This window comes from Streptosporangium sp. 'caverna', assembly GCF_003203775.1.
Taxonomy (GTDB): domain Bacteria; phylum Actinomycetota; class Actinomycetes; order Streptosporangiales; family Streptosporangiaceae; genus Streptosporangium; species Streptosporangium subroseum.
Genome location: NZ_CP029711.1, coordinates 3,738,151 through 3,751,255 on the forward strand (window position 1 = coordinate 3,738,151; position 13,105 = coordinate 3,751,255).

The following is a 13,105-nucleotide window of genomic DNA, read 5'->3' on the forward strand; positions in this document are numbered from 1 at the left end:
CTTCAACGCGCTTCACCCGGCTATGCGCTTCAACGGTCCTGTGTTTCACCCGGCTGTGCGCTTCAACGGTCCTGTGTTTCACCCGGCTGTGTGCTTCATCGGGCTGTGCGCTTCAACCGGTCCTGGGCTTCGAGCAGCCGGGCGTTTCGGCCGGAGAGGGCAAAGGCCTGGCTCAGGTCTGAGCCAGGCCTGATCGATTCTCCCTCAGCCGCCGCTCTTGCGGCGGAAGGAACGCTTGCCCCCAACCGGGCCATGGGCACCGTGGATCTTCGAGGAGTTCTTCCCCTTGCCCCCGGCGCCCGCCTCCGTCTGGGCGAGCTTCTTACGCTCCAGGGCCTCGCGGAACTTGCGCTTCAGCTCATCCTCGGAACTTTCGGGTTCCGGTGTGACCTCAGACATACGGACCTCCTGATCTGGACGGGCAGTCCAACCCCGGCCAACCCGAACATCCTCTCATGCCCAAAATAGAGATCCGGTTTGGTCGGTGCATGCCCGGGGCCATCATCGGCGGCGGGCCGGTGAGGTGACCGACGGCCCTGCCATGGCGATCACCTCGTGCGATGCCGTCGTGGCCCGGAGCCCGGCACCGGAGCCGGCAGCGGAGTCGGCACCGGAGTCGGCTCGGACAGCACTGGCGATGATCTACCTCCGAGGGTACGCACGGCCGCTGGGCAGGGTGCTGGGCAAGCCACTGAAGCTCGGCCCCGGTACGCTGTTCTCGCTGCTGAAGCGTCTTGAGATGATCGGTTATATCGGGCGGTGGCGCGACAGCCGGGACGAGCGCGTCCCGGTGGTCCCGCGCTCAGTCCGGAGGGCCGAAAGCCGCGGCCGGGCGGAGAGGATTCCGCCGGCGACCGTTAAAAGCCGTCGTCAAAAGCCTGGGTATGGACCCGGTGGAGCAGTGGGAGCTCCGCCGGTCACCGATCCGGGTGATCGCCGCGGCGAACGACGTGCATTGCTGATCCACACGGAGAGGACAGGAAGCTCATGGCTGGTAGTCACGGAGGAAGCCCCAAGTCTTGGCTTGCGGTGATCATCATTCTGGTGGGGTTCGCCGTCGGGGGCGTGGCCCTGTGCGTCGGCCCCAACTGGATGGTGTTCTGGGCGGGAGCGGCGATCATCGCGATCGGCGGTGTGGTCGCCCTCATGGTCGACATCTTCTCCGATGTGATCGTGGACGCGCCCCGGGTGCCGATGGACCACGCCAACCGCGGTAACTGAGCGGCGGCGGGCGGCTGGTCAGGTGCCCCGCAGAGCGTCCTCGACCGAGGGGGAGAGCTCGAAGGCGGGGCGCAGGCCGGTGATGGTGAGGATCCGCTCCAGGGTGCCGTGAACACCGACGAGGGACAGGCGGATGTCCAGGGCCTGGCTCCGCTGGAGGCTCAGGATGAGCTCCCCGACGCCGGTGGAGTCACAGAAGGTGAGTTCGGTGACGTCGACGACCACGGAGGCCGCTCCGGACTCCCAGGCCTTGGCCATCTCGCTGCGGAAGACGGGGGCGTACTGGTAGTCGAGCTCTCCGCAGGCCTGGACGACGAACGCCGTGCCGTGCAGGCTCGATGAGGTCGTGAAAAAGGGCATGCTTCGCTCCTGAGGCCCGCGGGTGGCAGGGCGGGCCCCTATTTCCTACCAGTTCCGCGGTCGTTATGACGCACTGGAGCTCAAGTGAACCGGTAGAGCAGCTCGGGGCGCCCCAGCCCGCCGTACTGCGGAATCCTGCGGGCGGCCCCGATCTCCGTCAGGTATTCCAGGTAGCGGCGGGCGGTCACCCGGGAGACGCCGATCGCCGTGCCCGCGGTCTGCGCGGACAGGCCGTCGGGAGATCTGCGCAGTTCGGCCAGTACGGCGTCGAGGGTGGCCGGGGTCATTCCCTTCGGCAGCGAGTTGTGCGCCGGGCCCCACAGGGAGCCGAGGGCGCGGTCCACCTCGGTCTGGCCGCTGGCCTCGCCCGAGCCGTCCACGGACGACCTGAACTCCGCGTAGCGCATGAGCTTCTCGCTCAGCGAGGCGAACGTGAACGGCTTGAGCAGATACTGCGCCACCCCGACCGACACCGCGGATCTGATCACCGACAGGTCGCGCGCGGAGGTGATCGCGATGACGTCGGACAGGACGCCCGCGGCCCGCAGCGCCCGGCACACCTCCAGGCCGTGCATGTCGGGCAGGTAGAGGTCGAGCAGGATCAGGTCGACCGGGTGCCGCCGCAGGAAGCGCAGCGCCTCCCCGCCGGACCTGGCCACCCCTTCCACCCGGAAACCGGGCACCCGCTCCACGAAGAGGCGGTTCGCCTCGGCGGTGATCTCCTCGTCCTCGACGACCAGCACCGAGATCATGAGACGACCTCTCCGTGCGGCAGCGATTCAAGCGATTCATGGGACAGCGACCCATGCGGCAGCGGCAGCCGTACGGTGAACACCGCGCCCGGCCCGTTGCCCACGTCGATCGCGCCGCCCAGGCGGTTCACGGCCTGCCCGACCATGGCCAGCCCGAGACCGCGGCCGTCCCCCTTGGTGGTCCAGCCCCGCCGGAACGCCTCGCCGGCCGTGACGGGGTCGAGCCCCGGGCCGCTGTCGGCGACGCTGATCAGGAAGGTCGTCTCGTCGGCCCGCAAGCTCACCTCCACCCGCGCGGGCGGGACTCCCGCCATGGCCGCGTCCACCGCGTTGTCTATCAGGTTGCCGAGGATCGTCACCAGGTCCCGGTCGTCCAGGTCGATGTCGTCGAGCTCGGTGTCCGGGCTGATCACCAGCTCCACGCCGCGCTCCCCGGCCTCGGCGCTCTTGCCCAGCAGCAGCGCGGCGAGCACGGGTTCGCGTACGGCCCCCATCACCCGGTCGGTGAGCTGCTGCGCCGCCTTGATCTCCGCGGTCGCGAACGCCATCGCCTGTTCGGTGCGGCCCAGCTCGACGAGGGTGATGACGGTGTGCAGCCGGTTGGCCGACTCGTGGGCGGCGGCCCGCAGGGAGTCGGCGAAGCCTCGTTCGGCGTTGAGCTGCCCGGTCAGGGACTGCAGCTCGGTGTGGTCGCGCAGGGTGACCGCGATTCCGAGTGAGCGGCTGCCGGAGCTGACCACGGCGGCGTTCACCACGAGTGTCCGCTCTCCTGTCATGTGGATCTCGTCGGTCCGGGTCCTCCCGCTCACCAGCAGGTCGGCCAGGGAGGCGGGCAGGCCCAGCTCGGTGACGTGCACCCCACTCACCTCGCCGTGCAGGCCGAGGAGCTCCCTGGCGCCGTCGTTGCAGAGCGTGACCCTGCCCGCGTCGTCGACGAGCAGCAGCCCTTCTCGTACGGCGTGCAGGATCGCGTCGTGGTATTCGTACATCCGGCTGAGCTCCGCGGGGCCCATTCCGTGGGTCTGGCGGCGCAGCCGGGTCCCGACCAGGTAGGTGCCCGCTCCGCCGGCGGACAGGCCGAGCAGGCCGATGAGCACGACGCCGGCGATCTGCCCGCGGGTCCTCATGCTGATCTTGTCGATCGTGATGCCCGCGCTGACCAGGCCTTTCACCGTGCCGTTGGCGTCGCGCACCGGTGTAACGGCGCGGACCGAGGCGCCGAGGGTGCCCGTGTAGGTCTCGGTGAAGGTCTCACCTTTCAGCGCGCGGGTGGTGTTGCCGAGGAAATGGCCGCCGATCTGGGTCGGGTTGGGATGGGTGTAGCGGATGCCGGTGGGGCTCATGATCGTGATGAAGTCGACCCCGGTCTCCCGCCGGACCCGCTCGGCGTACGGCTGCAGGACGGAGGAGTCGCCGAGGCCCGCCAGGACCGAAGGGGACTCGGCCACGCTGATGGCCACCGCCTCGGCCTTTCCGTTGGCCTCCTCGGCGAGCAGGTCTCCGGCTTGGGAGAAGGCCAGCAGCGCGCTCCCCGCCACGGTGACCCCGACCACGACGGTCTGCAGCACGAGCATCTGCCTGGCCAGACTCCAGCGGTGTATCCGTCTCGGCAGCTCTCTCACATCCACAACCAAAATGTACGCAATAGTGACTTGGGTCACAGGGTGAAGTCATAGTCACTCGGCCAGAGTTTTTATCTAGACCCGGAAGACCGAGTGTCTCTTATGTCCCGAGATCGTACTCATTATCTCTATATAGCCGTAATTGTCGCAGTGATCGCTGGGATCGCGGTCGGGCTCGCCGCCCCCGAGGTCGGTCAGGACCTGAAGCCGCTGGGCACCGCCTTCGTCGCGCTGATCAAGATGATGATCAGTCCCATCATCTTCTGCACCATCGTGCTCGGCGTCGGATCGGTCACCAAGGCCGCCAAGGTCGGCAAGGTGGGCGGCCTGGCGCTCGGCTACTTCCTCATCATGTCGACCGTCGCGCTGGCCATCGGCCTGATCGTGGGCAACCTGGTCGATCCCGGTCAGGGACTCCAGCTCACCGACGAGCTCCGCAAGGCCGCCGAGGCCGAGGCCGCCAAGGGCGGCGAGAGCGACACGGTGACGTTCCTGCTGGGGATCATCCCCACCACGCTGGTGTCGGCGTTCACCGAGGGCCAGGTGCTGCAGACGCTGCTCGTCGCGCTGCTCACCGGATTCGCCCTGCTGGCCATGGGGGAGCGGGCCACGCCCATCCTGAACGGCATCGGGCACATCCAGCGGCTCGTCTTCCGGATCCTCTCCATGATCATGTGGGCCGCCCCGGTCGGCGCCTTCGGCGCGATGGCCGCCGTCGTCGGCGCCACCGGCATGGACGCGCTCAAAAGTCTCGGCGTCATCATGCTCGCCTTCTACGTGACCTGCGTGATCTTCGTGTTCGGCATCCTCGGGCCGATGCTCTGGGCGGTCGCCAGGGTCAGCCTGGTCTCGCTGCTGCGCTACCTCGCCAGGGAGTTCCTGCTGATCCTGTCGACCTCGTCCTCGGAGTCGGCCCTGCCCCGTCTGATCGCCAAGATGGAGCACCTCGGCGTGAGCCGTCCCGTCGTCGGCATCACCGTGCCGACCGGCTACTCCTTCAACCTGGACGGCACCGCCATCTACCTGACGATGGCCACCCTGTTCGTCGCGAGCGCCACCGGAGCCCCGCTCGCCTTCGGCGAGCAGATCTCCCTGCTGGTCTTCATGATGATCGCGTCGAAGGGCGCCGCAGGGGTCACCGGCGCGGGCCTGGCCACCCTCGCGGGCGGCCTGCAGTCGCACCGCCCCGACCTCGTCGACGGCGTCGGCCTCATCGTCGGCATCGACCGCTTCATGTCCGAGGCGCGGGCGCTGACCAACTTCGCGGGCAACGCGGTCGCCACCGTCCTGGTCGGCACCTGGACCGGTGAGTTCGACAAGGAACGCGCGGCCGAGGTGCTGTCGGGGCGGATGCCGTTCGACGAGACCACCCTCCTGGACGAAGACGACAACGACCCCCCGCCCCCGCCCGCCGAGCGGTCCGACGACCCGGCGCTGTCACCGGCGTAGCCGTCACCGTCCGAACAGCCCGTGAATCCGAGCCGGCACCCTCTCCCAAGGGTGCGGGCTCGGATTCACGGCTTTTCCGGCCGTCCTGCCCGGGCGGGGAAGAACCCTGCGGGCACCGAGCTTCCTGCGGACCTTGGCCTCTTGCCGCCGCGTCGGTTCGTCGATCCGTGAGAGCCCACCATGCGCATGCGCGACATCGGCGATGTCGCGCCGACGGCGTTCCAACCGTCTGCTGCGAGTCCAAACACCTCCAGCGTGGCGCGTGGCTTTCGGGACTGCGGCATAACGGCTGGATTAGCATGGCATCGATCACATCTCATGATCAATCTGTGATGTGAGGCGATCTCCCCCCTCATGCTGTGAAAGCCGAGGTCGAGGAGAGACCCCATGTCCCGCAGACATGCCATAACCACGGGATGCGTCCTAGCAATCACCGCGCTGGCACTGACGCCCGTCCAGGTCGCCGCCCGGTCCCGGCCGGCGGAAACGTCGGCGGCCCTGTCCGCCTGGAAACCACCGCCGGGCATGCTTGAGGCGCTCCAGCGCGACCTGAGCCTCAGCAAGGAGCAGGCCCAGGCCCGCCTGATCAACGAGGCCCGCCTGGCACCGGTCGAGGCCGAGCTCCGCGGGAAGCTCGGTGACCGCTTCGGCGGTTCCTGGTTCGCGGGAACCATCGCGCAGAACCTCGTGGTCGCCACCACCTCCGCCTCCGACATTCCCCAGATCACGGCCGCGGGCGCCCGGGCCGAGATCGTCACCCGATCGCTGGCCGACCTCGCCGGGATCAAGAAACATATCGACGGCACGGTTCCCACCCGCCGGGAGGCGGGGACCGTGCGCTACGTCGACGTGAGGACCAACAAGGTCGTCGTTCTCTCCAAGGAGAAGGAGGTCGAGCAGGCCACGAACGTCCTGGAGAGTTCCGGCGTGGATCCGGTCGCGGTGAGGGTGGAGGCGTCCGAAGAGACCCCCCGGCTCCTCGACGACATCATCGGCGGCATCCCCTACTACATCGGTACCTCGGAGCGCTGCTCGGTCGGCTTCTCGGTGACCCACGGATCCCAGAACGGTTTTGTCAGCGCCGGTCACTGCGGGAAGAAGGGCGACACCACAAGCAGCACCAACTGGAGCCCCCAGGGCGTCTTCGAGGGGTCGACCTTCCCGGGCAGCGACTACTCCTGGGTCGCCGTGAACGCCAACTGGACGCCCAAGCCGGCGGTGAGCAACGGCAGCGGCGGCACCGCGAGCGTCGTCGGCTCCAGGGCCGCCATCGAGGGCGCCTCGGTCTGCCGGTCGGGCTCCACCACCGGCTGGCACTGCGGCACCATCCAGCAGCGCGACACCAGCATCGCCTATCCCCAGGGCACCGTCTACGAACTGGTCCGCACCAACGTCTGCGCCGAGCCCGGCGACTCCGGCGGGTCCTTCATCTCGGTGGACCAGGCCCAGGGCGTCACCTCCGGCGGCTCCGGCAACTGCACCCAGGGCGGTGTCACCTACTTCCAGCCGGTCGGCGAGATTCTCGCGGTCTACGGTCTGAGCCTGGTGACCGCCACCGGCGCCACCCCGCCGAGCACCACCCCACCGGGCACCACCCCACCGGGCGTCACCCCGCCGGGCACGACCCCCCCGAGTACGGGCGCCTGCACCGGCCTGCCGAAGAACGTCACCGGCACCCTGAACAATGGGCAGATCGTCTACCAGCCAAACAACCGGAACTATCGGACGACCGTCCCCGGTCTGCACTCCGGCTGCCTGGACGCCAACGAAGGGGTCGACTTCGACCTCTTCCTCGAGAGGTGGAACGGCCGAAACTGGAACACGGTCGCCACCTCCGACAGCCCGAACCCCGACGAGAGGATCGACTACACCGGCCCGGCTGGTTACTACCGTTACCGCGTGGCCTCCGCGAGCGGCTCAGGTCCCTACACCCTGAGATACAAGACGCCGTAGGAGGAACGCCCTCGTTCGCAGAGCGTTCCGGCCAACGGCACGGACCCTCCCGGCTCCCCGGCCGACCACGGTGCACGCCTATCCGGCCTGGATCTGCGCTTCCCGCCGATCCAGGCCACGATCTCCTCCATCCACCCCACCGTCGCCCTCGCCGCCATAGCGGTCGAACTGCGCCAAACTTGACGGTGACCGGACGGATGCCTGCCGAGGAGACCGCACCATGCCCTTTGTCGTCGATCTGACCCGTGGAACCGTCGAACGGGAGGATCGCTCCGCTGAGGCGGGTCACTTCGGTGGATCCATTCTCGGGTTGCGGCTGCTCGCCGAACGCACGCCCGCCGGTCTGGATCCGTACGATCCGCGGGCGCTCGTCTATGTCGCGGCCGGCGTGCTGGGGGGCGTACGGGGACCGGGGCTGGCCAAGTCGGTGTTCCTGGCCAAGTCGCCGCTGACCGGGGTGGCCGGGGAGACGCACGCGCTCGGCCCGTTCGCGGCGGGCCTTCGCGGTGCGGGCGCCGAGGCTCTGGCGATCACCGGCAGGGCGGAGACGCTCTCCTATCTCCTGGTCACCGGCGGCCACGTCTCGATTCACGCCGCGGGAGAGCTGCGGGGGCTGGGCACCGCCGCCACGACCGACGCCCTGCGCGCGCGCCACGGCCAGGACGCGCACGTCGCGGCGATCGGGCCGGCGGGGGAGAGCCTGGTCCGCTACGCGAGCGTGGTGACCGACTACGCCTTCGCCGCCGCGAGATACGGCGTGGGCGCGGTCTTCGGTTCCAAGAACCTCAAGGCGATCGTGTGCGTGGGAGACGCCCCGGCCTCCGTCGCCGATCCGGACGCGCTGGCCGGCCTGGCCGCCTTCTACCGGGAGGCGATCCCCGGTAACCGGCTCGCCGCGCTCCAGCGCAGCGAGCCCGGGTTCGCCGGGTGGGTGGGGGAGACCCCGCAGCCCGGCTACCTGGCCGTGCGAAACTTCTCCGTCTCGGGAGAGAACGGCCTGCGCCCCATCGCCCCGCACGCCTACGACGGGCGGGCGGTGGCGACCGAGGGCGGGTGCCCCGGCTGCCCCAACGACTGCCTCAAGGTGTACGCCCCGCAGGGAGCGCCCGAGCGAAGGTCCGGCGGGCTGGGCCAGGAGGCGGTCCTGTCGCTCGGCTGGAACCTGGGGATCGACGATCTCGACACGGTGCTCGGCGCCAACGCGCTCTGCCACGACCTCGGCCTCGATCCGGTCTCCCTCGGCGGGACGCTCGCCTTCGCGATGGAGTGCGCCTCCCGTGGGCTGCTGCCCGCGGGACCCGCCTTCGGCGACACCGGGGCGCTCGACGGCCTGATCCGGGACGTCGCGGCGCGGGGCGGAGCCCTCGGTGACCTGCTCGCCGAGGGATCGGCCCGCGCCGCCCGCCGGATCGGACCCGAGGCGGAGCCGTACGCGATGACCGTCAAGGGCGCCGAGGTGCCGTGTTTCGACCCGAGGGCGCAGCCGGGGATCGGGCTCGGCTACGCCGCGGCTCCGAACGGCCCGCGCTACGACGCGCTGGAGCACGACCTCGACTTCGATCCCGAGCTCGGCCTGCCGTACTCCTTCCCCGAGGCGGCGCGGATCGGCGTCGAACCCGCCGAGGCGGTCACGCTGGACGCCGGGCGGGGGCGCCGCAGCGCTCGCCTGCTGCGGCTGTGGAGTGCCCTGGACGCGCTCAACCTCTGCGTCTTCGCCAGCTCCCCCACCAGGCCGCTGACGATCGACCACCTGACGTCGCTGGTCACCGCCGTCTCCGGGGAGAAGTTCACCGTGGAGGATCTGCTCGACGCCGGTCAGCGGCGGCTCGACCTGATGCGCACCTACGCGTCCAGGGAGGGAGGCGGGCCGGACGAGCTGCCCGCTCGCTTCCACGACGAGGCGGTCACCGCGGGGCCGTACGCGGGCGCGGTGCTGGCGCGCGACTCCTTCGCGCGGGCGCGTGACGCCTTCTACGAGGAGCTGGGCTGGGGCGACTCCGCCGTCTGACCTTTTCGTCTTCCGCCCAACGAGATCACGGCCGGGGTCGACGCGGGCGGATTCACCTGCCGCCTCCCCGACCCCGGCGAGATCACCTGGAACCCGTCCGGCCGCGGGTCCCGGCCGGGCGTGACCTCGGCGTTGACACCCTCGGGGAGGCGTCCTAGCTTGTGCAAGATCAAATGATTGAACCAATGGTCGACAATGAGGAGGGGTGGATGTCCGTCATCGATTCCCACCAGCATTTCTGGAACCTGGAGACGGGTTCCTACCCCTGGTTGACGGCGGATCTGGAGCCGATCTTCCGTACCTTCGCCCCGGAGGAGCTCATCCCGCAGCTCGCCGCGGCAGGGGTGGACCGGACCGTGCTGGTCCAGGCGGCGGACTCCTACGCCGACACCGACGCCATGCTGGCGCAGGCCGACGCGTACGACTTCATCGCCGCCGTGGTGGGCTGGGTGCCGCTGGACCGGCCGGGCGAGGCGGCCGAGGCGCTGGAGCGGTACGGCAGGCACCCGAAGTTCGCCGGGGTCCGGCACCTCATCCACGACGACCCCGACCCCGACTGGGTGATCCGGGACTCGGTCGTCGAGGGCCTCGGACTCCTCGCCGCGGCGGGGCTGCCCTTCGACGTGGTCGCGGTGCTGCCCAGGCACCTGGAGCACGTGGCGTTCCTCGCCGAACGGGTGCCTGGCCTGCGGCTGGTCATCGACCACCTGGCCAAGCCGCCGATCGCGGAGAAGGGCTGGGAGCCGTGGGCGTCGCTGATCGCCCGTGCCGCCGAGCACCCCAACGTCTACGCCAAGGTCTCCGGTCTCAACACCGCCGCCGACGCCGAGAGCTGGACCGCCGAGGACCTCCGGCCCTACGTCGAGCACGCCGTCGAGGTGTTCGGCCCCGAGAGGCTGATGTTCGGCGGCGACTGGCCGGTGGCCCTGCTCGCGGGCGACTACGCGAAGGTGTGGAAGGAGACGGGCGTGCTCCTGTCGGGTCTCGACGAGGCCGCCAGGAACGCCGTCCTCGGAGGCACCGCCGCCCGCTTCTACGGGATCGAGAGCTGATCGTCCTTGACCCGCTCGCCGCGGCCGCTCGTCCCTCAGGCTGACCTGCGCAGGAAGTTCAGGCTCCTGGCCAGGGGGAGAAGGTCGACGCCAAGGTGGCGCAGGATCGACACGGAGGCGTTCGAGCCGTCGGCCAGCAGGCCCCTCAGCAGGTCCTCGTCCGTCACCCGGCTCCCGGAGCCGCGCCGGTTCATGGCGACCTCGACGACCTTTCTCGCCCTGCCCGTGAGGGGAAGGTCGCCGACCGGGCCGACGAGCACCACGTTCAGCGGGCGGACGCGGGAGCGGCGCAGCCGCCACGCCAGAGGGTCGTCCCGCCGGACCGGGATCCGGCGGCGGATCTCGTCCAGGTCGATGCCGAGGGTGGCCAGCAGTTCGCGATCACCCGCCCGGCCCTCCGCCGCCCGGCGTTCCCCGATCTCCGTGCGGACCGCCTCGGGGGTGACCGTGAAGCCCGCCACCGGCCAGGACTCGGCCAGGGCGAGCAGGAACAGGTCCTCGTCGAGCGTGGTGCGGCCCTCGTCGAGGGCCAGAAGACCGGCACGGATCGTGGTCCGTCGGGCCTCCGGGGTGAATCTGGCGAACATCGTCATCTCCCGCCGTCGATGATCCGGTGCGCGTGCTTCCTGTGTGCCGTCTGCCGTTTCACGCCGAGTGCCGCGGCGATGGTCTCCCACGACGCCCCCTGGAGCCGGGCGCCGGTGACGTGCGCCGCCTCGAGCTCCTCTAGGAGCCGCCTCAGTGCGGCCACGGCGGCCAGCGCGGCCACGGGGTCCCTGCCGTCGACGGCCTCGGCGAGTTCGGTTACCGATCCCATGGCGTCAGCATATGCTGACACTTCATTTTTGTCAGCATATGCTGACAAAAATGTTCGGCGATCGAGGGCCGGGCGGCCGGCGGCCTCCATGCGCGTTCACCGGCGAGACGATAACGTTCGGGGAGTGGACAGGATCTTCACGCTCAGAGAGGCGAGGGCGCTCATGCCCGCCCTGCTGGAGCGGACCGACGAGTTCGTGAGCATGCGCGGAAAGCTGGCCGAGCTCGCCCATGACCTCCGTGAGGACGGCGTGTCGGAGTCCGGCGGGCTGCCGGAGGCGAAGGCGTTCGAGGCGCGCCTGGACGAGATCCTCGGCTGGTTCGAGGCGGAGGGCATCGAGGTCAAGGGCATCGCGCCCCTGCTGGTGGACTTCCCCTCGATGCTCGACGGGGTCTCGGTCCGGCTGTGCTGGCTCGAAGGGGACCGCGACCTGGCCTGGTATCACCGCGACGAGCTCGGATTCGCCGGCCGCAGACCCCTTCGCTGAGCGTGGACGTTACTCGATCACGAGGTTGACGGGGATGTTGCCCCGGGTGGCGTTGGAGTAGGGGCAGACCTGGTGGGCGGCCTCGACCAGGGCGGTGCCCTGCTCGCCGTGCAGCTCGTCGGGAAGCTCGACGCGCAGCGCCACGGTCAGCCCGAAGGTCCCGTCCCCCCGCACGAGACCCACCTCGGCGGTCACCGAGGCCTCGGAGGCGTCGAGCTTCATCTGCTTGGCGACCAGCTGCAGCGCGCTGGCGAAACAGGCGGCGTAGCCCGCCGCGAACAGCTGCTCGGGGTTGGTGCCCTCGCCCGATCCGCCCATCTCCTTCGGTGAGGCGAGTGTCACGTCGAGACGGTTGTCGGAGGACACCGCCCGTCCGTCGCGGCCGGAGGCGGTGGCGATGGCGGTGTAGAGCGCGCTCATGGGTTCTCCTTCTAGATTTTCAACAATTTCATTGTGCACGATCTAATTGTCCACAGTCAACTTTGGTATGCTTCCCCCGTGAAAATGTTGCTGGAGAATCAGCTCTGCTTCGATCTGCACGCCGCGTCGCGGGCGATGGACGGTGTCTACCGGGGAGCGCTGCGCGAGCTCGGCCTGACCTATCCGCAGTATCTGGCGATGATGGTGCTCTGGGAGCGTGAGCCGGTGACGGTCAAGGAGCTCGGTGAGGCTCTGCGACTCGACTCCGGGACGCTGTCGCCACTGCTCAAGAGGCTGCAGGCGGCGGGGCTGGTAAGCAGGGAGCGCAGCGCCGCCGACGAGCGTTCCGTGCTGGTACGGCTCACGCCGGAGGGCTCGGAGCTGAGGCGGCGGGCCCTCGAGGTCCCTCGCAAGATCTTCGAGGCCACCGGCCTCGATGCCGCCGAGGGCAGGGAGCTGCAGCTCACCCTGCGCCGCCTCACCGCCTCCCTCGACAGCGCACCCCGATGATCACGGCCGACGACGTGCGCCGCGTGGCCATGGCGCTGCCCCGGACGGAGGAGAAGATCGTCAGGGACCGGGTGACGTTCCGGGTGGGAAGGATCGTCTACATCGGGATCTCGCCGGACGAGACCTCGATGGGCTTCGCCTTTCCCAAGGAGGAGCGGGCCGCCCTGATCGCGGCCGAGCCCGAGAGGTTTCACATGCCCCGGCCCTCCGACGAGCGGTACAACTGGGTGCGGGTGTGGCTGGGCGCGATCGACGAGACCGAGATGCGCGAGCTCGTCGAGGACGCCTGGAGGATGGTCGTGCCCAAGCGCCTGCGTTCGCTCCCGGGTCGGCTCTCCACCTCGCCGCCGTCTTCGTCGCTCACAGGTGACCGTGGACGAGGCACCCCGTCGCCATGCGCGAACGGCGCTCCCGCCGCCACGGAACCGCCCCACCCGTACTGAGAGAGGACCGA

General features: G+C 69.6%; 15 protein-coding genes. 8 read left to right on the top strand and 7 right to left on the bottom strand.

The genetic code is table 11. The features are described from left to right. Positions 1 to 204: 204 nt before the first annotated feature. Positions 205 to 399: a DUF5302 domain-containing protein gene (locus DKM19_RS16470; RefSeq protein ID WP_089205615.1), complete on the bottom strand. Its 195-nt coding sequence runs from the start codon at positions 397 to 399 to the stop codon at positions 205 to 207. A 588-nt stretch (positions 400 to 987) separates the two neighbouring features. Between DKM19_RS16470 and DKM19_RS16475 the strand changes: the two genes are divergently transcribed. Further along, on the top strand, positions 988 to 1,221 hold the full coding sequence (locus DKM19_RS16475) for an HGxxPAAW family protein (protein WP_110696448.1): 234 nt from the start codon (positions 988 to 990) through the stop codon (positions 1,219 to 1,221). Between the two features lie 18 nt (positions 1,222 to 1,239). Here DKM19_RS16475 and DKM19_RS16480 read toward each other — a convergent pair whose 3' ends face one another. The 3 genes from DKM19_RS16480 to DKM19_RS16490 all read right to left on the bottom strand — a co-directional run bounded on the left by DKM19_RS16480 (position 1,240) and on the right by DKM19_RS16490 (position 3,955). Beyond that, positions 1,240 to 1,581 (bottom strand): STAS domain-containing protein, encoded by a 342-nt coding sequence (locus tag DKM19_RS16480; protein WP_110696449.1) that lies wholly within the window; start codon positions 1,579 to 1,581, stop codon positions 1,240 to 1,242. Positions 1,582 to 1,661: 80 nt separating this feature from the next. Further along, a complete protein-coding gene (locus DKM19_RS16485) occupies positions 1,662 to 2,333 on the bottom strand; it encodes a response regulator (protein ID WP_110696450.1) in 672 nt (223 codons plus the stop codon). Next, positions 2,330 to 3,955, bottom strand: a complete 1,626-nt coding sequence (locus DKM19_RS16490; protein ID WP_239514283.1) for a sensor histidine kinase — start codon at positions 3,953 to 3,955, stop codon at positions 2,330 to 2,332. The genes DKM19_RS16485 and DKM19_RS16490 overlap by 4 nt, the downstream gene beginning before the upstream one ends. 102 nt (positions 3,956 to 4,057) lie before the next feature. Here DKM19_RS16490 and DKM19_RS16495 point away from each other — a divergent pair, with 102 nt between their 5' ends. The 4 genes from DKM19_RS16495 (at position 4,058) to DKM19_RS16510 (ending at position 10,417) form a co-directional block, all read left to right on the top strand. After that, positions 4,058 to 5,404 (top strand): cation:dicarboxylate symporter family transporter, encoded by a 1,347-nt coding sequence (locus DKM19_RS16495; RefSeq protein ID WP_110696452.1) that lies wholly within the window; start codon positions 4,058 to 4,060, stop codon positions 5,402 to 5,404. A gap of 387 nt (positions 5,405 to 5,791) precedes the next feature. After that, positions 5,792 to 7,357: a S1 family peptidase gene (locus DKM19_RS16500; protein ID WP_110696453.1), complete on the top strand. Its 1,566-nt coding sequence runs from the start codon at positions 5,792 to 5,794 to the stop codon at positions 7,355 to 7,357. A gap of 220 nt (positions 7,358 to 7,577) precedes the next feature. Beyond that, positions 7,578 to 9,365 (top strand): aldehyde ferredoxin oxidoreductase C-terminal domain-containing protein, encoded by a 1,788-nt coding sequence (locus DKM19_RS16505; protein ID WP_110696454.1) that lies wholly within the window; start codon positions 7,578 to 7,580, stop codon positions 9,363 to 9,365. Between the two features lie 209 nt (positions 9,366 to 9,574). Next, positions 9,575 to 10,417 (top strand): amidohydrolase, encoded by an 843-nt coding sequence (locus DKM19_RS16510; RefSeq protein ID WP_110705759.1) that lies wholly within the window; start codon positions 9,575 to 9,577, stop codon positions 10,415 to 10,417. 35 nt (positions 10,418 to 10,452) lie between these two features. Here the strand turns inward: DKM19_RS16510 and DKM19_RS16515 are convergent, their stop codons facing one another. Together DKM19_RS16515 and DKM19_RS16520 are read right to left on the bottom strand one after the other, a co-directional pair. After that, entirely contained in the window at positions 10,453 to 11,004 is a 552-nt protein-coding gene (locus DKM19_RS16515) for a hypothetical protein (protein WP_162641535.1), read from the bottom strand. Positions 11,005 to 11,006: 2 nt separating this feature from the next. Next, positions 11,007 to 11,234: a helix-turn-helix domain-containing protein gene (locus DKM19_RS16520; RefSeq protein WP_110696456.1), complete on the bottom strand. Its 228-nt coding sequence runs from the start codon at positions 11,232 to 11,234 to the stop codon at positions 11,007 to 11,009. Between the two features lie 124 nt (positions 11,235 to 11,358). Between DKM19_RS16520 and DKM19_RS16525 the strand changes: the two genes are divergently transcribed. Continuing rightward, entirely contained in the window at positions 11,359 to 11,721 is a 363-nt protein-coding gene (locus DKM19_RS16525) for a DUF2203 domain-containing protein (protein WP_089205626.1), read from the top strand. Between the two features lie 9 nt (positions 11,722 to 11,730). Here the strand turns inward: DKM19_RS16525 and DKM19_RS16530 are convergent, their stop codons facing one another. After that, positions 11,731 to 12,141, bottom strand: a complete 411-nt coding sequence (locus tag DKM19_RS16530) for an organic hydroperoxide resistance protein (RefSeq protein ID WP_089205627.1) — start codon at positions 12,139 to 12,141, stop codon at positions 11,731 to 11,733. 84 nt (positions 12,142 to 12,225) lie between these two features. Here DKM19_RS16530 and DKM19_RS16535 point away from each other — a divergent pair, with 84 nt between their 5' ends. Then, positions 12,226 to 12,651 (top strand): MarR family winged helix-turn-helix transcriptional regulator, encoded by a 426-nt coding sequence (locus tag DKM19_RS16535; RefSeq protein WP_110696457.1) that lies wholly within the window; start codon positions 12,226 to 12,228, stop codon positions 12,649 to 12,651. Next, positions 12,648 to 13,094: an MmcQ/YjbR family DNA-binding protein gene (locus DKM19_RS16540; protein WP_110696458.1), complete on the top strand. Its 447-nt coding sequence runs from the start codon at positions 12,648 to 12,650 to the stop codon at positions 13,092 to 13,094. The genes DKM19_RS16535 and DKM19_RS16540 overlap by 4 nt, the downstream gene beginning before the upstream one ends. Positions 13,095 to 13,105 lie beyond the last annotated feature (11 nt).